The following is a 17,203-nucleotide window of genomic DNA, read 5'->3' on the forward strand; positions in this document are numbered from 1 at the left end:
TCAGACCTCGTTGAGCAGTTTGGCGGCGTCCAGCGCCGAGCGGCCGCGAGGGCCGTGGAAATATTCGTGAATCCACGCGTCGTCGGTTTCCGAGACCACGTCGATGGGCCCGGCCACCAGCACTTTTTTCTGCGCCAGCACCGCCACCCGGTCGGTGATGGTGTAGAGCGTGTCGAGGTCGTGGGTCACCAGAAACACGCTAAGGCCCAGCGCGTCGCGCAGGGTCAGGATCAACTGGTCGAACTGCGCCGCACCAATCGGATCGAGGCCGGCAGTGGGTTCGTCGAGAAACAGGATGTCCGGATCCAGCGCCAGCGCCCGGGCCAGCGCTGCCCGCTTGATCATGCCGCCGGACAGCGACGCCGGGTATTTGTCCGCCGCCGACAGCGGCAACCCGGCCAGCGCCAGTTTCACCGCCGCCAGATGCTCGGCGTCTTCGCGGCTCAGGCCGGCGTGTTCGATCAGGGGCAGGGCGACGTTCTCGGTGACCGTCAGCGAGGAGAACAGCGCGCCTTTCTGGAACAGCACGCCAAAGCGCCGCTCGACCAGCGACCGTTCGTGCTCGGACAGGCTCGGCAGGTTCTGGCCGAACACTTTCACGTTGCCTTCGCTGGGCCGGCGCAAGCCGACGATGCTGCGCAGCAGCACCGACTTGCCGCTGCCGGAGCCGCCGACCACGGCGAGGATTTCGCCTTTGTACAAGTCCAGGTCGAGGTTCTCGTGCACGCTCTGGCTGCCGAAGCGATTGCACAGGCCACGGACTTCGATCACCGCCTCGGACGGCATGCGGGGTAGACGACTCACCAGCCCATCTCCATGAAGAACAGCGCGGCGACCGCATCAAGCACGATCACCACGAAGATCGATTGCACCACGCTCGAGGTGGTGTGGGCGCCGACCGATTCGGCGCTGCCACTGACCTTGAAGCCTTCCAGACAGCCGATGGCGGCAATCAGGAACGCGAAGATCGGGGCTTTGACCAGACCAACCAGGAAATGTTGAATCCCTATGTCGCTTTGCAGCAGCGACAGGAACATCGCCGGCGAAATATCCAGCGACACGGCGCAGACCACCGCGCCACCGATGATCCCGCAGATCATCGCGAGGAAGGTCAGCATCGGCAGCGCCACCAGCAACGCCAGCACGCGGGGCACCACCAACAATTCCATGGGGTCGAGGCCGAGGGTGCGGATCGCGTCGATTTCCTCGTTGGCCTTCATCGAGCCGATCTGTGCGGTAAAGGCACTGGCGGTACGGCCGGCCATCAGGATCGCCGTGAGCAGCACGCCAAATTCGCGCAGAAAGGCGAAGCCCACCAGATCCACGGTAAACACGCTGGCGCCGAAACTGGCCAGTACCGTCGCCCCGAGAAACGCCACCACCGCGCCCACCAGAAAGGTCAGCAGCGCCACGATGGGCGCGGCGTCGAGGCCGGTCTGTTCGATGTGCGCGATCATCGGCGTGATCCGCCAGCGCTTGGGCCGGAACAGGCTGCGGGCAATGGTTTCGAGAATCAGGCCGACGAAGCCGAGCAGTTGCAGGGTGTCCTGCCAGACCGTATCGACGGCCCGGCCGATGCGGGTCAGCAGTTGCACGCTGACGCTGATTTCCGGTTCCTTGATCGGCACGCAGAAGTCGGTCAGCGAGCGATACACGGTTTGCAGCAACGCGCGGTCGGCCGTGGAAATCGTGCAGTCGGGGTGTTCGGCGGATTTGCCCAGGCGCTCGGAGCCGAGCAGTTCCACCAGCAGCGAGGCGCCGGCAGTGTCGAGGGCGCCGAGGCCGTTGAGATCGATGGTGGTGCTGGCGTCGTACTGACCGCGGAGCGTTTCGCTCAGGTGCTTGAGTTCGGCGTAATGGGCGAGCGTCCAGTCCCCGGTGACCCGCAGACGGGCAGGGCTGATCGTGGTGTCCAGTCGGGCATTACCGGTCATCGAGCTGCTGGTCATAAGCTCCGTGCTTGTTCGGCTGAATTCGCGAACCTACGTAATAGCACGAACCGGATTACTTTTCTTTGGTCGGTGTGCTGTCCGTGACTTCGAAGCGCAGCACGCCGATTACCTGATCATCTTCGGTCAGCACCCGCACCTGCCAGTCACCGACCGGGTTGCCGGGGAAAACCTGCTTGTGGGTCCACGCCCGGTAGCCTTCCTTGCGCCCGCCGTGGATGTCGAGGGCAATGCGGTCGACCTCTTTGCCGTTGAACTGCCACACGTGATAGATCCGCTCATCGAGCCCGCGCGGTGCGTTGATCGCGGTGTAGGCGTAGAGCCCGCCGTTGCGGATCTGCTCGGCGCTGACTTGTTCGAGGCTGGCGCCGGGGGTGCGATCCTGCAACTGGGTGCTGATCGCAACGTCGGTCATCCACAGCGTCGCCGGCGGCACCCACGAACGCAGCACCCAACCGACGCCGCCGATACCAATGGTGATGCTGAGGATCGCCAGCGCGTTGCGCACGGTGCGGATCGGAAAGATCGACGCCAGGCTCGGGAACGACAGCACCACGGCAGTCCCCAGCGCCCATTTGAAACTCTGCGACGTGGTCAGGTGCATGATCACCGGCAACGCGGTCAGCAGGGCGGCGAACAGAGTCAGAGTGTGCAGCGCGAGGAACGCCCAGCGCCGGGGCGCCAGCCATTTGTAGTAGAGCGGGTCGACAATCGAGATCAGCGCGGCGATGCACAGCAGACCGGTGAATACCAGTTGGCCGCTGTTCCAGGTGGTGGTGATAAAGAAAAACGGCAGGACGAAAAACAGGCTTTCCTGATGGATCATCTGCGTCGCATAACGCAGCAGCGGCTGGGGGATTTCCCGTTTGAAGACCCGCGTGAACAGCTCGGTCAGGCTGTTTTCCAGCATCAGCCAGATCCAGCTCAGCAGCATGATCGTGGTGATCCAGCTCGCCAGCCCCTGTTGTCGGTCGACCAGGATGAAACTGCCGACTCCGGAGATGAAACCGCCGAGCGCAATGACCCCGGGGTAGCGCTTCATCAGTTCGAGGATGCGCTGGATCAGGAGGGTCAATTTGGGCATTTGGGCGGTTCACGACAGTCGAGGAAAAAAACCTCGACAGAGTACCGCCCGCCGGGGGCTGTGGCGAGGCTGTCGATCAGTCTGAAGGCACGGATTTGCGCCGGCGCAGATGCCAGCCGAGCAGGACAAGCCCCAGAACACCGACCGCGCCGCCAACCAGCCACAGCACCTGATCGTCACTGAACAACGGCTTCTCGATCCGCAGATAGCCCGACTGCAACAGCAATTCGCGCATGGCCTTGTTCGCCGCCTCCAGCGTGACTCCTTGCAGTTCCCGGGCGGGATCGGCGAAACGGCCATCTTCGTAGTCGCCCAGCGCGCTCCAGTAATAGTCGGCCATGCCGCTGTTGCCCTGCACGGCCCAGGCCTGGTGGGCGATGGCTGCCTGTTTGATGCGATTGAAGGTATCGGCATCGAGGCCGTTTTTCAGCAGGCTGGCCTTGAGGTCTTCCAGCACCTGTTCGGCTTCGCTGATGTCGCCACGATCCAGATCGGCGTTGAGGCTCATGAAGCCGACACCGCCGAACACCTCACGCTCGGCCCAGGGCCCGTAGGACAGGCCATGGTTCAAGCGCAGCTCGCGGTACAGCGCCCACTCCAGATATTCCTTGAGCAGGTCGAAAGTCTCGTCGTACTGATCGTCGAGCATCGGCTCCGGCACCAGCCAGTGCAGCTTGGCGCTGTTACCGATGAAACCGCGAGTGATCGTGCGTTCGTGAGCAGCGCTGGTGCGGATGTCCGGCAGTGATCGGTGCTCGCTCGGATCGACCGCCTCGAGCGCGCCCCACGCCCGCTCCAGATAGGCCGGCAGCAGCTTGTCGAGGTCACCGACGACGATCAGGGTCATGTTGTTCGGCGCGTACCAGGCCTTGCGCACCTTTTCCAGTTGCGCCCGGGTCAGGCCCTCGACTTCGGCACGTTGCGGGCATTTCAAGCCCAGTTCGACCGCCAGTTGATTGCTCGCACTGTGGCCCAGATCCTGACGGTCGAGAAAACGCCGCAGACGGGTGTAATGGCCGCCATCCTCGCGCTCGACCACCCGTTTGGCGGCGTTGATCGCGTTGTCGTCGAATCGGGTCTGGGTCAGCAGATCCAGCAGCAGGTCGAGCACCTTGCGCTGGTTTTTCGCCGGGGCTTCGATGACGAACGTCGTGTCAGCATTGCTGGTGAAGGCGTTCCAGTCACCGCCCAGGGCCTGCATACGCTCTTCGAGGCCGCCTTCACCGGTAGCGTCAATGCCGCTGAACAGCAAGTGTTCGAGCAGGTGCGGCAGCTCCTTTTCATTGCAGTCGAAGTCGTCGAGGCCGACGCCCACCACCAGCCGGATCGCCACATGCCCACGTTCGGTGCCGGGCTTGAGCAGCAATTGCAGGCCGTTGGGCAGCGCGTAGCCTTCGACCTGAAAGCGATCCAGAGCGAAGGCGGGCAGGGAACCGAGCAACAGACAAGCGAACAACAGGCAACGCATAACGAGCTTCCATACAGCTGAATTGGAGATCCGTGTCGTCAGCCCGGCCCTCATCGCCAGCAGGCTGGCTCCCACATCTGAAATGCATTCCCTGTGGGAGCCAGCCTGCTGGCGATAGCGGCCTGAAGGCTGAATCAAAGTTACTGACTGACCACAGCTCCAGACGTTCAAGGCGAATGCGTGATGTCGGCCATTTCGTCCGCCGCCAGCGCCCCGGTGTCGGAAGTTTCCAGCACCACGTAGGCGCTGCTGCAGAACAGCGAGTTCAAACGTTTCATGTCGGCAATCAACTCCAGGTGCAGCGAACTGGTCTCGATACTTTGCACGATCTTGCGTTGCAAACGGCTGACATGGGCGTGGGCCAGACGGCGTTCCTGGGCGCGGAAGCGACGTTTCTCGCGCAACAACTGACGTGCACTTTCCTTGTCGCCACTGAGAAACACCGACAGCCCGAGCCGCAGGTTGGCGATCAATTGCTGGTGCAACCCGGCCAGCTCTTCCAGCCCGTCTTCGGAAAACGAGCGGCGTTGCGAGGTCTTCTGCTGCTGGATTTTGCGCAGCATGCGTTCGATCAGGTCGCTGGCGAGCTTGAGGTTGATCGCCAGTTCGATGATTTCTGCCCAGCGCCGACTGTCCTGCTCACCGAGATCCTCCCGGGGCATCTGCGCCAGATACAGCTTGATCGCGCTGTACAGCGCTTCGACGTCATCGGTCAGTTTGCGCATTTCCTGGGTGACGGCGGTCTGCTTGCCGCGCAGCACGTCGAGGGTGGCGTCGAGCATGTTGTCGATCAGGTCGCCCATGCGCAGGGTTTCCCGGGCGGCGTTAGCCAGCGCCAGGCTTGGCGTGACCAGTGCCGTGGCATCGAGGTGACGCGGCTTGGCGGTGCCGTTGACCTCCGGACGCTCCGGCAACAGCCAGGCGCACAGCCGTGCCATCGGCGCGACCGTCGGCAGCAGGATCAGGCAGCGCGCCGTGTTGTAGAGCAGGTGGAAGCCGATGACCATTTCCTGCGGGCTGTAATCGAGGTTGTCGATCCAGTGTGCCAGCGGATCGAGCACCGGAATGATCAGCAACAGCCCGATCAGCTTGTACAACAGACTGCCCAGCGCCACTTGCCGGCCAGCGGCGTTCTGCATGCTGGTGCTCATGAACGCCAGTACACCGCTGCCGATGTTGGCACCGATCACCAGACCGATCGCCACCGGCAAGCTGATCACATTGGCACCGGCCAGGGTTGCGGTCAGCAGCACGGCGGCGAGGCTGGAGTAGGAAATCATCGCGAACAACGCACCGACCAGGGCGTCGAGCAGGATGTCGCCGGTCAACGAGGCGAAGATCACCTTCACACCCTTGGCATGAGTGATCGGCCCGGCGGCCTCGACGATCAGTTGCAGCGCCAGAATGATCAGCCCCAGCCCGATGGCCACACGGCCCATCTGCCCGAGCCGCGTCTGTTTGCGCGAGAGAAAGAAAATCACCCCGAGAAAAATCAGCAGCGGCGACAGCCACGACAGGTCGAACGTCAGCACCCGCGCCATCAGCGCCGTACCGACGTCGGCGCCGAGCATGGTGGTCAGGGCCGGGGTCAGCGCCATCAGGCCCTGACCGACGAAGGAGGTGACGAGCATCGCGGTGGCGTTGCTGCTCTGCACCATCGCGGTCACGAGGATGCCGGCGATGAAGGCGAGCCAGCGCCTGGACATGTTCTGGCCGATCACATGGCGCAGGTTGGTGCCGTACACCCGCAGGATGCCGGTTCGAACGATGTGCGTGCCCCAGATCAGCAAGGCCACGGCAGAAAGCAGATTGAGCAGGGTGAGCATGCAGACCCCCTGTAGTTGCAGCGCCCCAAAGGGGCAAGTTGACGATACCGCGCGGTTTCTACGTGTTGTTCTTAAGCTGTAGTTGGCTAACGGTCCGGGCGCCAGCATTGCACAGCTAAAGCGGGGATTGAAACAAAAGTGTCATGAAAACAGGTTCATGCAGCCATGAAAAAAGGGCCCGAAGGCCCTTTGATCATCAGCGCAGCGCTCCGGTTACTGACCCGGAACATCCTTGCGCAGTTTCACCGGATCCTGCTGTTTCTTCTTTTTTGCCATCGCGGTGCGCAGCTTGATGTTGATGGCCTCGACCGCCAGCGAGAAGCCCATGGCGAAGTAGACGTAGCCTTTCGGTACGTGCACGTCGAACGCTTCGGCGATCAGCACGGTGCCGACCACCAGCAGGAACGACAGCGCGAGCATTTTCAGCGACGGGTGCTTGTCGATGAACTCGCTGATCTTGCCCGAGGCCGCCATCATCACCAGTACCGCGACGATGATCGCCGCCACCATCACCGGCACATGGGACACCATGCCGACGGCGGTGATGACCGAGTCCAGCGAGAACACGATGTCGATGATCGCGATCTGGATGATGGTGTAGAGGAAGTTGCCGCCCTTGCCGCCGGGCGTCTCGTCGCTTTCGTCTTCACCTTCCAGCGCGTGGTACATCTCCTGGGAGCTTTTCCACAGCAGGAACAGGCCACCGAAGAACAGGATCAGGTCACGCCCGGAAATACCCTGGCCGAACACCACGAACAGGTCGGCGGTGAGGCGCATGACCCAGGTGATCGACAGCAGCAACAGGATCCGCGTGATCATGGCCAGGCCAAGACCGAAGATCCGGGTGCGCTGCTGCATGTGTTTGGGCATGCGGCTGACCAGGATCGAAATCATGATGATGTTATCGATGCCCAGGACGATCTCCAGGGCGGTCAGGGTGAAGAAGGCAACCCAGATCTCAGGGTTGGTCAGCCATTCCATGTGTATTCCTTTGAGCGTGTGTTAAACCAGGACGCCAGCAAGCAGCTGGCGTTCTGGTGAGTTGATGCCGTTACAAAGTGCTGAACAGCGGGAAAGTCCCCAACAACAGTGCGGCGGCCAGTATGCACAGGCAGACCAGCACTGCCCACTTCAGGGTGAAACGCTGGTGATCGCCGAACTCGATCCCGGCCAGAGCCACCAGCAGGTAGGTCGACGGCACCAGCGGGCTCAGCAGGTGAACCGGCTGGCCAACGATCGAAGCTCGGGCCATTTCCACGGCGGTGATGCCGTAATGGCTGGCCGCTTCCGACAGCACCGGCAGCACACCGTAGTAGAACGCGTCGTTCGACATGAAGAACGTGAACGGCATGCTCACCAGCGCGGTAATCACCGCCAGGTACGGGCCGAGGAAATCAGGGATCACCGCCAGCAGGCTTTTCGACATGGCATCGACCATGCCGGTGCCCGACAGGATACCGGTGAAGATGCCCGCCGCGAAGATCAGACTGACCACCGACAGCACGCTGCCGGCGTGAGCCGCGACGCGATCCTTCTGCTGTTGCAGGCAAGGGTAGTTGACGATCATGGCAATACTGAACGCCACCATGAACAGCACCGGCAGCGGCAGCAGGCCGGCGATCAGGGTGCACATCAGCGCAAGCGTCAGCAGACCGTTGAACCAGATCAGCTTCGGACGACGGGCATCCGGGAATTGCGAGACGCTGATTTCGCTGTGATCGATTTCGTCGCCGATCAGGTGCAGCTCACCCAGACGCGCACGTTCACGTTTGCCGTAGAAGTAGGCAATGATCAGGATCGCGATTACACCGGCGCCCATGGCCGGGATCATCGGCACGAAGATGTCCGACGGGTCCACGTGCAGCGCACTGGCGGCACGGGCGGTCGGGCCACCCCACGGGGTCATGTTCATCACGCCGCCGGCGAGGATGATCAGGCCGGCCATGATCCGCGGGCTCATGCCGATGCGGCTGTACAGCGGCAGCATGGCGGCCACGCAGATCATGTAAGTGGTCGCGCCGTCACCATCGAGGGAAACGACGAGCGCCAGTACGGCGGTGCCGACCGAAACTTTCAGCGGGTCGCCCTTGACCAGTTTGAGGATCTTGCGCACGGCCGGGTCGAACAGGCCGGAGTCGATCATCAGGGCGAAATACAGAATCGCGAACATCAGCATCACGCCGGTCGGCGCAAGCTTGGTAATACCTTCGAGCATCATCGGGCCGATCTTCGGGGCGAAGCCACCGAACAGGGCGAACAGAATCGGGATGATGATCAGAGCGATCAGCGCAGACAGGCGCTTGGTCATGATCAGGAACATGAACGTGATGACCATGGCGAAGCCAAGGAAAGTCAGCATGGGAATACTCCAGGCGTAGCGCGGCTAGGTAAGTGAGCGGATCGGGCGGGATCAGCGCAGAACGGGAAGCACGAGAAGTACGGGCGGAGTTGGAGCGAGGAGGCGGGCTACAGAGGACATCAGAATCACCATTGTTGTTGTTAATTGGGCCTGACGCGGGAGCAATCACACGCGTTGGCCAACCGGTCTGTTGCCGGTAGTGGCGGCGATCCTAATGGGGCAACCTTTCAGCCAGCTTTCGCAGGTGAAAGCTTCGATGCGAACGGCCAACCGACCGTCGGATGCGACTAGAGTCAATGAACACGGGAACGGGAGGGCGGGGTGATGAATGAATTGCACAGCGGCGGCTGTCATTGCGGACATATCCGCTATCAGTTCAGCGGAGCGTTGCGCGACGTTGCCCATTGCCACTTCTCGACCAGTAAAGAAACGGCCTGATCAAAAAATAGACAGATCCAGCGGCCGCATCGCGCCCATCCAGATCGCGTGATCGGTGTGGTCGAGCAAGTCATCGCCGGTGTCCGGGTGCAGGAACACCACCAATCCCTTGCGATTGAGCGCCAGCCACGGCAGCACTTCGCCAATCAGCTCGGGGCCGAAGGCCAGCTGGCAGCTCCAGTCCGGGTGTGGGCCGACCGGGCGTTCGTGCACGCGGCCCATCTTCAACGGGAATAATTGCGCGGCCTGCTCACACAGCGCCCGCGCCTGTTCGATGGTGCTGGCGTCGTAATAAACGTGGGCGTGATAACCCTTGATCGTCTGCATCGCAAACCCTCTGAATCGGTTCGAACCCTCGGCGCTGGCCGTATGTCACACGCCATACAAGGGAAAACAAAAGGGAACTCAGCCATGAAAAATGCCGAAACCCCGGTGGTGAAAGTGGTGCTCTATGGTGCCATGAGTAGCCTGGGCAGTGCGTTGATGGCTGAACTGCTGCGCCGCCAGCACGAAGTCATCGCCATCCTCGACGACCTGACCGCCCTCGCGCCGCGTCCTGGCCTGCGTACCAAAAGCGGCGATCTGTTCGACGCAGAACGAGTCAACCAGAGTGTGGCCGGCAGTTCGGCGGTGATCTGCCTGCTCGATGCGCCAGGCCTGCCGTTCAGCAGCGAGCATGTGGAAAAGTCCGTGGTGCTCGGGCCGGTGGAACAGGTGCTGGCGGTGGATGCGCTGATCGAAGGCCTGCAAGCGGCGCACGTGTCGCGGCTGTTTGTCGTGGGGGATTTCGCGCTGCTGGACGAGTCGGATCTGGATGATCGCCTGCAACGCCACGCCGCCGAGGAAATCCGCGACGCCCTGCAAGGCAGCCCGTTGCACTGGACGCTGGTCGATGCGCCGCGTGGAGTGGCGGGGCTGACCATCGAGCATTTCAACCAGGTCAGCAGCAGTCTTGAGCCGGGCCTGGCCGAACCGCTGGAACGCCTGAACCGGGTAGCCATCGGGATGGCCGATGAGCTGCGTTTGAATCTGCATGTGGGCGAGCACGTGAGTTTTGTCGCGGCGTCGGAAGGCTGATCACACCGCGATCGAAGGCAAATCCATTCCCGTCAGCGACTGCGCGCTGCTGGCCTGTTCGGCCATCAACCAATCGACAAACTGTTGAATCAACGCCCCACGCCGTTTGCGCTGCGGCAGCACCACGTAATAGCCGAGGCGGGAGAGGGTGGTCTCGGCAATCGGCCGGCACAACAACCCCTGGGCCAGCAAGTTATCCACAAGGTGCCGCCAGCCGATCGCCACACCCTGACCGCCAATCGCCGCTTGAATCAGCAAGGTGTAGTTATCGAAACGCAGTTGGCCCGGCGCGGGCGGCGTGTTGATACCGAGTTCGCGGAACAGACCGCTCCAGTCGAACCAGTTGCTGCTGTTCTCACCGCGCAAATGCAGCAGCGGAAACTCCAGCAGCGCCTGGGGCGGCAGGGGCCGGGCGCGATCCTTGAGCAATTGCGGGCTGCACACCGGAAACACTTCTTCGCTGAACAGCCAATGACTTTCGCCCTGTTTGAAGCGACCGTCGCCGAACAGCACGGCAACGTCGATATCCGGCCGGAGCATGTTGTGATTGCGCTCGCTGGTGACCAGGCTGACATCCACCTGTGGATTGGCTTCGTGAAAACGATGCAGACGTGGCATCAGCCAGTACGCGGCGAAGGCGAAATCGGTAGCGACCTGCAGTACCTCGTGTTGCTGTTGTGCGCTGATCGCGCTCAACCCTGCGTCGATATTCTGCAAACCGAGGGTGACTTGCTCGAAAAGGATCGAGCCGACCTCGGTCAGCTCGATGCCTCGGTAGATCCGGTCGAACAGCCGTGTTCCGAGCTGCTCCTCCAGCCTTTTGATTTGCTGACTGATGGCCGGTTGAGTGGTGCCGAGTTCCACCGCAGCGGCAGTAAAACTGCGATGACGGGCTGCCGCCTCGAAGGCGCGCAGCAGGTCCAGCGACAAATCACCGAGGGCTTCATACATAAGCTGTGCTTATCCTAGTCATTGTCCGGCACGGGCTTTACCGGAGATTGCGTGGAATCCATGCTCGATCGCAGCAATGTCGCATAAATATTCACTATGGAATGCCGCGATCACATGAAGCGCAAGAACATTCTCTTCATCATGGCCGATCAAATGGCCGCGCCAATGTTGCCGTTCTACGGCCCGTCGCCGATCAAACTGCCGAATCTCAGCCGCCTCGCCGAACAGGGCGTGGTGTTCGATGCCGCGTATTGCAACAGCCCGCTGTGCGCGCCGTCGCGTTTTACCCTGGTCAGCGGCCAGTTGCCGAGCAAGATCGGCGCCTACGACAACGCCGCGGATTTCCCCGCCGACATTCCCACCTACGCCCATTACCTGCGGCGCCTCGGCTACCGCACTGCGCTGTCGGGCAAGATGCATTTCTGCGGCCCCGATCAATTGCACGGGTACGAAGAACGCTTGACCAGCGACATCTACCCGGCCGACTACGGCTGGGCGGTGAACTGGGATGAGCCCGACGTGCGGCCGAGCTGGTACCACAACATGTCCTCGGTGTTGCAGGCCGGGCCGTGCGTGCGCACCAACCAGCTCGACTTCGACGAAGAGGTGGTGTTCAAGGCGCAGCAATACCTCTTCGATCACATCCGCGAGGACGGCGACCAGCCGTTCTGCCTGACGGTGTCGATGACTCACCCGCACGATCCGTACACGATTCCCAAGGCGTTCTGGGACTTGTACGACGATGCGGATATCCCGCTTCCCACAACACCGGACCAGCATTCACTCGATCCGCATTCCCAGCGGCTGCTCAAGGTCTACGACCTGTGGGACAAGCCGCTGCCTGTGGATAAGATCCGTGATGCGCGCAGGGCGTATTTCGGCGCGTGCAGCTATATCGACGCCAACGTCGGCAAACTCCTGCAAACCCTCGAAGATACCGGGCTGATCGATGACACCATCATCGTGTTCTCGGGAGACCACGGCGACATGCTTGGGGAAAAAGGCCTCTGGTACAAAATGCACTGGTTCGAGATGGCCGCGCGGGTGCCCCTGTTGATAAGTGCGCCCGGTCAGTTCAAATCCGGCCGCATCAGCGCTGCTGTGTCCACCGCCGACCTGTTGCCGACCTTCGTCGAACTGGCCGGCGGCAGCCTGGAACCGAACCTGCCGTTGGACGGCCGCTCGCTGGTATCGCACCTGCAAGGGCAGGGCGGTCACGACGAAGTGTTCGGCGAATACATGGCCGAAGGCACCGTCAGTCCGCTGATGATGATCCGGCGTGGCGCCTACAAATTTATCTACAGCGAAACCGACCCTTGCCTACTCTACGATGTGGATAACGATCCACGGGAGCAGGAAGAACTCAGCCAGTCACCGCAACATCGCCAGCTGTTCGACGATTTTCTCGCCGAAGCACGGGCCAAATGGGACATTCCGGCGATTCACCGCGAGGTGCTCGAAAGCCAGCGGCGCCGGCGCTTCGTTGCCGAAGCGCTGACCATCGGCAAGCTGAAGAGCTGGGATCACCAGCCGCTGGTGGACGCCAGCCAGCAGTACATGCGCAACCACATCGACCTCGATGACCTGGAGCGCAAGGCCCGTTATCCACAACCCTGCCAAAACCAATAACGTTAAGGGGAAGTCCATGGTCAAGTTATCCACAGTCGTGACGGTCAGCCTGCTGGCACTCGGCAGCGCGTCCGCGTTCGCCGAGAGCTGCGACACGGTAAAAATGGCCGACCCCGGCTGGAGCGACATCGCCGCGACCAACGCCATCACCGGGTTTCTGCTGGACGGCATGGGCTACAAGGCCAAGGTCGACACCCTCGCGGTGCCGATCACCTTCGGCGGCTTGAAGGATGGCCAGGTCGACGTGTTCCTCGGCAACTGGATGCCGGCGCAGCAGGGTTTCTACGACAAGTTCGTGGCCACCGGTGATGTCACGCAACTGGCGAAGAACCTCGACGGCACCGAATTCACCCTGGCCGTGCCGGACTACGTGTGGGACGCGGGTGTGCATAACTTTTCCGACCTGAACAAATTCGCCGACAAGTTCGACCGCAAGATCTACGGCATCGGCTCCGGCGCACCGGCGAACATCTCGCTGCAAGAGATCATCAAGAAGAACGACTTCGACATGGGTCAGTGGAAGCTGATCGAGTCCAGCGAACAGGCGATGCTTGCCGAAGTCTCGCGGGCGGTGAAGAAACAGAAGTTCGTCACCTTCCTCGGCTGGACCCCGCACCCAATGAACGTGCAGCTGAAAATGCATTACCTCAAGGGTGGCGAGAAATACTTCGGCGACACGGGTAGCGTCTACACCCTGACGCGCAAGGGCTACGCCGAGGCCTGTCCGAATGTGGGTAAATTGCTGACCAATCTTTCGTTCACTCAGGAGATGGAGAACAGCATCATGGCCGAGGTGGTGAACAAGAAGGTCAGCAATGCCGATGCGGTGAAGGCTTGGATCAAGGCGAATCCGGCGGTGCTGGACAAGTGGCTTGATGGTGTGAAAACCGTGGACGGCAAAGATGCGTTGCCGGCGGTTAAAGCCAAACTGTAACTGCGCGGGCCGATCATTCCCACGCTCTGCGTGGGAATGCCGCCATGGACGCTCCGCGTCCCGAGCTGCGTACAATGCGCAAAATTTCACCCGAGAGGATTCATGGCCTTCCCCAGCCGCCGCTCACTGTTTCCCTTCCTGACCTGGCTGCCCCGGCAGACCCGCGCCAGCGTCGGGCGGGACCTGGTCGTCGGCCTCAGCGGCGCGATTCTCGCGTTGCCCCAGTCGATTGCCTACGCCCTGATCGCCGGTCTCCCACCCGAGTACGGCTTGTATGCAGCGATCATCCCGGTGCTGATTGCCTGCCTTTGGGGATCATCCTGGCACCTGATCTGCGGCCCGACCGCTGCCATTTCGATTGTCCTGTTCGCCAGTGTCAGCCCATTGGCCGTGCCTGCGTCACAGGACTACATCACCCTGATCCTGTTACTGACGTTCCTGGCGGGGATTTTCCAGTGGCTGCTCGGCCTGTTGCGGTTTGGCGCACTGGTGAATTTCGTCTCGCACTCGGTGGTGCTGGGGTTCACCCTCGGCGCGGCGGTGGTCATTGCCATCGGTCAATTGCCGAACCTGCTGGGGCTGGATCTGCCGGCCAAGGCCACGGCACTGGCCAGCCTGATGGACTTGCTGCGCCATCTCGGGGCTGTGGATAAACCGTCGCTCGTACTCGGCGTCGCTACGGTGGTGGTTGGCGTATTGCTCAAGCAACTGCTGCCACGCTGGCCGACGCTTTTGATGACCTTGGTATTAGGCAGTCTGGTGGTGTGGCTGTGGCCGGCGATGTTTGGCCATGTTCACCTGGTCAGTGCTTTTGTCGGGCGCTTGCCGCCGTTCAGCGGGTTGCCGCTGGATATGGATCTGGTCCTGCGTCTGCTGCCGAGCGCCGTGGCCGTGGGCATGCTCGGACTGGTCACCAGTCTGTCGATTGCCCGCTCGATTGCTGCGCGCTCGCAACAACTGCTCGATGCCAATCAGGAAGTCCGTGCCCAGGGGCTTTCCAACATCATCGGGGCGTTCTTTTCGGGATCGTTGTCCGCCGGATCGTTCACCCGTTCCGGGCTGAGTTATGAGGCCGGGGCCTGTTCACCTCTGGCCGGGGTGTTTTCGGCGTTGTGGGTGGCGCTGTTCGCGATTTTCGGCGCCGGGCTGATTGCCCATATTCCGATCCCGGCCATGGCCGGCAGCATTCTGTTGATCGCCTGGGGACTGGTGGATCATCGCGGCATTCGCGCGCTGTTGCGGGTCAGCCGGGCGGAATTTGTGGTGATGAGCCTGACCTGCGTCGCCACGTTGTTGCTGGAACTGCAGACGGCGATTTATGCCGGTGTGCTGGCGTCGCTGTTTTTCTACCTCAAGCGCACTTCGCAGCCGCGAGTGCAGCATTGGCGCGACGGCGAGGACGATGTGCTGCGGGTCGGCGGGTCGATCTTCTTCGGCGCCAGCCACTACCTGCAAGTGCGCCTGCAACGGATGCACGGTGCGCGGGTTGTGATCGAGGCGCAGCAGATCAACTTCATCGACTATTCCGGCGTGGAAATGCTCCATCAGGAAGCCCGGCGCCTGCTGCGCCAGGATCGCAGCCTGACCTTGCGTCAGGCGCGACCGCAGGTGGTGGAGGAATTGCGCAAGCTCGAAGGGCCGGAGAAATGCCCGATCCGCTTCGAGGACTGAAGGCGCTCTAGAGCGCCAGTTGTCGACGCAATTCGGCCAGAACCGGCGCAGTATCGGGACGTACGCCACGCCACAGGAAAAAAGCCTCCGCCGCCTGTTCCGCCAGCATGCCCAAGCCATCCATCACCACACCCGCGCCATGCTCGCTGGCCCAGCGGCAGAACGCGGTGGGTTCCTTGCTGTACATCATGTCGTAGCACAGGGTCTGGCCCGGCTCGATCAGGCTTTCTGCAATCGGCGGCACATCGCCGGTGAGGCTGGCGGAGGTGGCGTTGATGATCACGTCCACCGGCTCGCGCAACCAGTCGTAACCGCTGGCCGACACTGGCCCCAGGTCGCAGAACAGTTCGGCCAGCAGCTCGGCCTTGTCCACCGTGCGGTTGGCGATGATCACCGAGGCCGGTTTTTCCGCCAGCAACGGCTCCAGCGCACCACGTACCGCGCCACCGGCGCCGAGCAGTAGAACGCGTTTGCCGGTAAGGCTGAACCCGGCGTTGACCGTCAGATCGCGCACCAGCCCGGCGCCGTCGGTGTTATCCCCGAGCAAGGTGCCGTCGGCGAGTTTGCTCAAAGTGTTCACCGCACCCGCGCGCTGGGCACGGTCGGTCAGGCTGTTGGCCAGGCGGTAGGCGTCTTCCTTGAACGGCACGGTCACGTTGGCACCGCGACCTTCCTGGAAAAACGAAGTGGCGCAGCCGGAAAAATCGTCGAGCGGCGCCAGCAGGGTGCTGTAGTCGAGGCTCTGCCCGGTCTGTTCGGCGAACAGTTTGTGAATCATCGGCGACTTGCTGTGGCCGATCGGGTTACCGAAAACGACGTAACGATCCATCGGAAATCCTCAGGCCTGGGCCAGCCAGTCGCGATCTTGCAGGAAGTATTCGGTCAGGCGCGCTTCTTCGCTGCCCGGCTCGGCTTTCCAGTCGTAGGCCCAGCGCACTTGCGGCGGCAGCGACATCAGGATCGACTCGGTGCGCCCGCCCGACTGCAGGCCGAACAGGGTGCCACGGTCGTAGACCAGGTTGAACTCGACGTAGCGGCCGCGACGGAATTCCTGGAACTCGCGCTGCTTGGCGGTGAACGCGTCGTTCTTGCGGCGTTGCACGATCGGCAGGTAAGCGTCGATGTACGCATCGCCGATGGCACGCATGAAGGCGAAGCTGGTGTCGAAGTCCCACTCGTTCAGGTCATCGAAGAACAGGCCGCCGATACCCCGTGGTTCGTGGCGATGCTTGATGTGGAAATAAGTGTCGCACCAGGCCTTGTAGCGCGGGTAGACGTCCGGGCCAAACGGCGCGCAGGCCTGTTCGGCAACGCGGTGCCAGTGGATGCAGTCTTCTTCGTTGCCGTAGTACGGCGTCAGGTCGAAACCGCCGCCGAACCACCAGACCGGCTCTTCACCTTCCTTTTCGGCGATGAAAAAGCGCACGTTGGCGTGGGACGTCGGCACATGCGGGTTGTGCGGGTGAATCACCAGCGACACGCCGAGGGCTTCGAAACCACGCCCGGCCAGCTCCGGCCGATGAGCGCTGGCGGACGGTGGCAGACCACTGCCGAAGACGTGGGAAAAGTTGACGCCGCCCTTTTCGATCACCGCGCCGTTCTCGATCACCCGGGTGCGACCGCCACCGCCGGCCGCACGGGTCCAGGCGTCTTCGACGAAGCGCGTGCCGCCGTCTTCGGATTCCAGCGCCGCGCAGATGCGGTCTTGCAGGTCGAGCAGATAGGCCTTTACGGCGTCGGTGCGGGTCGTCATGGCTTCACCTTGGATCGGGCATCGCCCCGTGGGCGAGGGGGTGGCGCAAATGGGCGCGTAGCAT

The 17,203-nt window shown here is 62.1% G+C and carries 15 protein-coding genes and 1 pseudogene; 5 read left to right on the forward strand and 11 right to left on the reverse strand.

Annotated features, from left to right (window positions below; translation table 11 throughout):
* The 7 genes from M5B44_RS20250 to M5B44_RS20280 all read right to left on the reverse strand — a co-directional run bounded on the left by M5B44_RS20250 (nt 1) and on the right by M5B44_RS20280 (nt 8,686).
* Nucleotides 1-786, reverse strand: coding sequence for an ABC transporter ATP-binding protein (locus M5B44_RS20250; RefSeq protein ID WP_248740411.1), 786 nt, complete (start codon nt 784-786; stop codon nt 1-3).
* Between the two features lie 14 nt (nt 787-800).
* Nucleotides 801-1,949, reverse strand: a complete 1,149-nt coding sequence (locus tag M5B44_RS20255; RefSeq protein ID WP_085713058.1) for an ABC transporter permease — start codon at nt 1,947-1,949, stop codon at nt 801-803.
* A 55-nt stretch (nt 1,950-2,004) separates the two neighbouring features.
* On the reverse strand, nt 2,005-3,033 hold the full coding sequence (locus M5B44_RS20260) for a DUF5924 family protein (RefSeq protein ID WP_119429912.1): 1,029 nt from the start codon (nt 3,031-3,033) through the stop codon (nt 2,005-2,007).
* A gap of 76 nt (nt 3,034-3,109) precedes the next feature.
* On the reverse strand, nt 3,110-4,501 hold the full coding sequence (locus M5B44_RS20265) for a M16 family metallopeptidase (RefSeq protein ID WP_248740295.1): 1,392 nt from the start codon (nt 4,499-4,501) through the stop codon (nt 3,110-3,112).
* 167 nt (nt 4,502-4,668) lie between these two features.
* Entirely contained in the window at nt 4,669-6,327 is a 1,659-nt protein-coding gene (locus M5B44_RS20270; RefSeq protein ID WP_248740296.1) for a Na/Pi cotransporter family protein, read from the reverse strand.
* Between the two features lie 213 nt (nt 6,328-6,540).
* Nucleotides 6,541-7,308: a TerC family protein gene (locus M5B44_RS20275; protein ID WP_114880872.1), complete on the reverse strand. Its 768-nt coding sequence runs from the start codon at nt 7,306-7,308 to the stop codon at nt 6,541-6,543.
* 70 nt (nt 7,309-7,378) lie between these two features.
* A complete protein-coding gene (locus M5B44_RS20280) occupies nt 7,379-8,686 on the reverse strand; it encodes a CitMHS family transporter (RefSeq protein ID WP_119429908.1) in 1,308 nt (435 codons plus the stop codon).
* A 324-nt stretch (nt 8,687-9,010) separates the two neighbouring features.
* On the opposite strand from M5B44_RS20280, the pseudogene M5B44_RS20285 reads away from it, so the two are divergent.
* A pseudogene (locus tag M5B44_RS20285) lies at nt 9,011-9,121 on the forward strand (GFA family protein); the annotation flags it as partial.
* A 3-nt stretch (nt 9,122-9,124) separates the two neighbouring features.
* Here M5B44_RS20285 and M5B44_RS20290 read toward each other — a convergent pair.
* Nucleotides 9,125-9,451 (reverse strand): DOPA 4,5-dioxygenase family protein, encoded by a 327-nt coding sequence (locus M5B44_RS20290; RefSeq protein WP_248740297.1) that lies wholly within the window; start codon nt 9,449-9,451, stop codon nt 9,125-9,127.
* Between the two features lie 84 nt (nt 9,452-9,535).
* Between M5B44_RS20290 and M5B44_RS20295 the strand changes: the two genes are divergently transcribed.
* On the forward strand, nt 9,536-10,201 hold the full coding sequence (locus M5B44_RS20295) for an NAD(P)-dependent oxidoreductase (RefSeq protein WP_248740298.1): 666 nt from the start codon (nt 9,536-9,538) through the stop codon (nt 10,199-10,201).
* On the opposite strand, the gene M5B44_RS20300 is transcribed toward M5B44_RS20295, so the two are convergent.
* On the reverse strand, nt 10,202-11,152 hold the full coding sequence (locus M5B44_RS20300; RefSeq protein WP_248740299.1) for a choline sulfate utilization transcriptional regulator: 951 nt from the start codon (nt 11,150-11,152) through the stop codon (nt 10,202-10,204). It lies immediately after the preceding gene.
* A 114-nt stretch (nt 11,153-11,266) separates the two neighbouring features.
* Here M5B44_RS20300 and betC point away from each other — a divergent pair, with 114 nt between their 5' ends.
* The 3 genes from betC (at nt 11,267) to M5B44_RS20315 (ending at nt 15,386) form a co-directional block, all read left to right on the forward strand.
* Nucleotides 11,267-12,781 carry a choline-sulfatase gene (gene betC, locus M5B44_RS20305; protein WP_248740300.1) on the forward strand — a complete coding sequence of 505 codons (1,515 nt, stop codon included), beginning with the start codon at nt 11,267-11,269 and terminating at the stop codon, nt 12,779-12,781.
* 16 nt (nt 12,782-12,797) lie between these two features.
* Nucleotides 12,798-13,715 (forward strand): choline ABC transporter substrate-binding protein, encoded by a 918-nt coding sequence (gene choX / locus M5B44_RS20310; protein WP_248740301.1) that lies wholly within the window; start codon nt 12,798-12,800, stop codon nt 13,713-13,715.
* A gap of 102 nt (nt 13,716-13,817) precedes the next feature.
* Nucleotides 13,818-15,386: a SulP family inorganic anion transporter gene (locus M5B44_RS20315; RefSeq protein WP_248740302.1), complete on the forward strand. Its 1,569-nt coding sequence runs from the start codon at nt 13,818-13,820 to the stop codon at nt 15,384-15,386.
* Nucleotides 15,387-15,393: 7 nt separating this feature from the next.
* On the opposite strand, the gene aroE is transcribed toward M5B44_RS20315, so the two are convergent.
* Entirely contained in the window at nt 15,394-16,215 is an 822-nt protein-coding gene (aroE, locus tag M5B44_RS20320) for a shikimate dehydrogenase (protein WP_248740303.1), read from the reverse strand.
* 9 nt (nt 16,216-16,224) lie between these two features.
* On the reverse strand, nt 16,225-17,139 hold the full coding sequence (gene hemF / locus M5B44_RS20325; RefSeq protein ID WP_114880864.1) for an oxygen-dependent coproporphyrinogen oxidase: 915 nt from the start codon (nt 17,137-17,139) through the stop codon (nt 16,225-16,227).
* Between the last annotated feature and the right edge of the window lie 64 nt (nt 17,140-17,203).

Source organism: Pseudomonas sp. MWU12-2029 (assembly GCF_023242425.1).
GTDB classification, from domain to species: domain Bacteria; phylum Pseudomonadota; class Gammaproteobacteria; order Pseudomonadales; family Pseudomonadaceae; genus Aquipseudomonas; species Aquipseudomonas kribbensis.

What these genes read in the sequence shown, in the direction of transcription:
- M5B44_RS20255 (WP_085713058.1), bottom strand. Translation starts at nt 1,949, where the DNA reads ATGACCAGCAGCTCGATGACCGGTAATGCCCGACTGGACACCACGATC.
- M5B44_RS20270 (WP_248740296.1), bottom strand. Translation starts at nt 6,327, where the DNA reads ATGCTCACCCTGCTCAATCTGCTTTCTGCCGTGGCCTTGCTGATCTGG.
- M5B44_RS20315 (WP_248740302.1), top strand. Translation starts at nt 13,818, where the DNA reads ATGGCCTTCCCCAGCCGCCGCTCACTGTTTCCCTTCCTGACCTGGCTG.
- M5B44_RS20300 (WP_248740299.1), bottom strand. Translation starts at nt 11,152, where the DNA reads ATGTATGAAGCCCTCGGTGATTTGTCGCTGGACCTGCTGCGCGCCTTC.
- hemF (WP_114880864.1), bottom strand. Translation starts at nt 17,139, where the DNA reads ATGACGACCCGCACCGACGCCGTAAAGGCCTATCTGCTCGACCTGCAA.
- aroE (WP_248740303.1), bottom strand. Translation starts at nt 16,215, where the DNA reads ATGGATCGTTACGTCGTTTTCGGTAACCCGATCGGCCACAGCAAGTCG.
- M5B44_RS20295 (WP_248740298.1), top strand. Translation starts at nt 9,536, where the DNA reads ATGAAAAATGCCGAAACCCCGGTGGTGAAAGTGGTGCTCTATGGTGCC.
- M5B44_RS20280 (WP_119429908.1), bottom strand. Translation starts at nt 8,686, where the DNA reads ATGCTGACTTTCCTTGGCTTCGCCATGGTCATCACGTTCATGTTCCTG.
- betC (WP_248740300.1), top strand. Translation starts at nt 11,267, where the DNA reads ATGAAGCGCAAGAACATTCTCTTCATCATGGCCGATCAAATGGCCGCG.
- M5B44_RS20265 (WP_248740295.1), bottom strand. Translation starts at nt 4,501, where the DNA reads ATGCGTTGCCTGTTGTTCGCTTGTCTGTTGCTCGGTTCCCTGCCCGCC.
- M5B44_RS20260 (WP_119429912.1), bottom strand. Translation starts at nt 3,033, where the DNA reads ATGCCCAAATTGACCCTCCTGATCCAGCGCATCCTCGAACTGATGAAG.
- choX (WP_248740301.1), top strand. Translation starts at nt 12,798, where the DNA reads ATGGTCAAGTTATCCACAGTCGTGACGGTCAGCCTGCTGGCACTCGGC.
- M5B44_RS20250 (WP_248740411.1), bottom strand. Translation starts at nt 786, where the DNA reads ATGCCGTCCGAGGCGGTGATCGAAGTCCGTGGCCTGTGCAATCGCTTC.
- M5B44_RS20290 (WP_248740297.1), bottom strand. Translation starts at nt 9,451, where the DNA reads ATGCAGACGATCAAGGGTTATCACGCCCACGTTTATTACGACGCCAGC.
- M5B44_RS20275 (WP_114880872.1), bottom strand. Translation starts at nt 7,308, where the DNA reads ATGGAATGGCTGACCAACCCTGAGATCTGGGTTGCCTTCTTCACCCTG.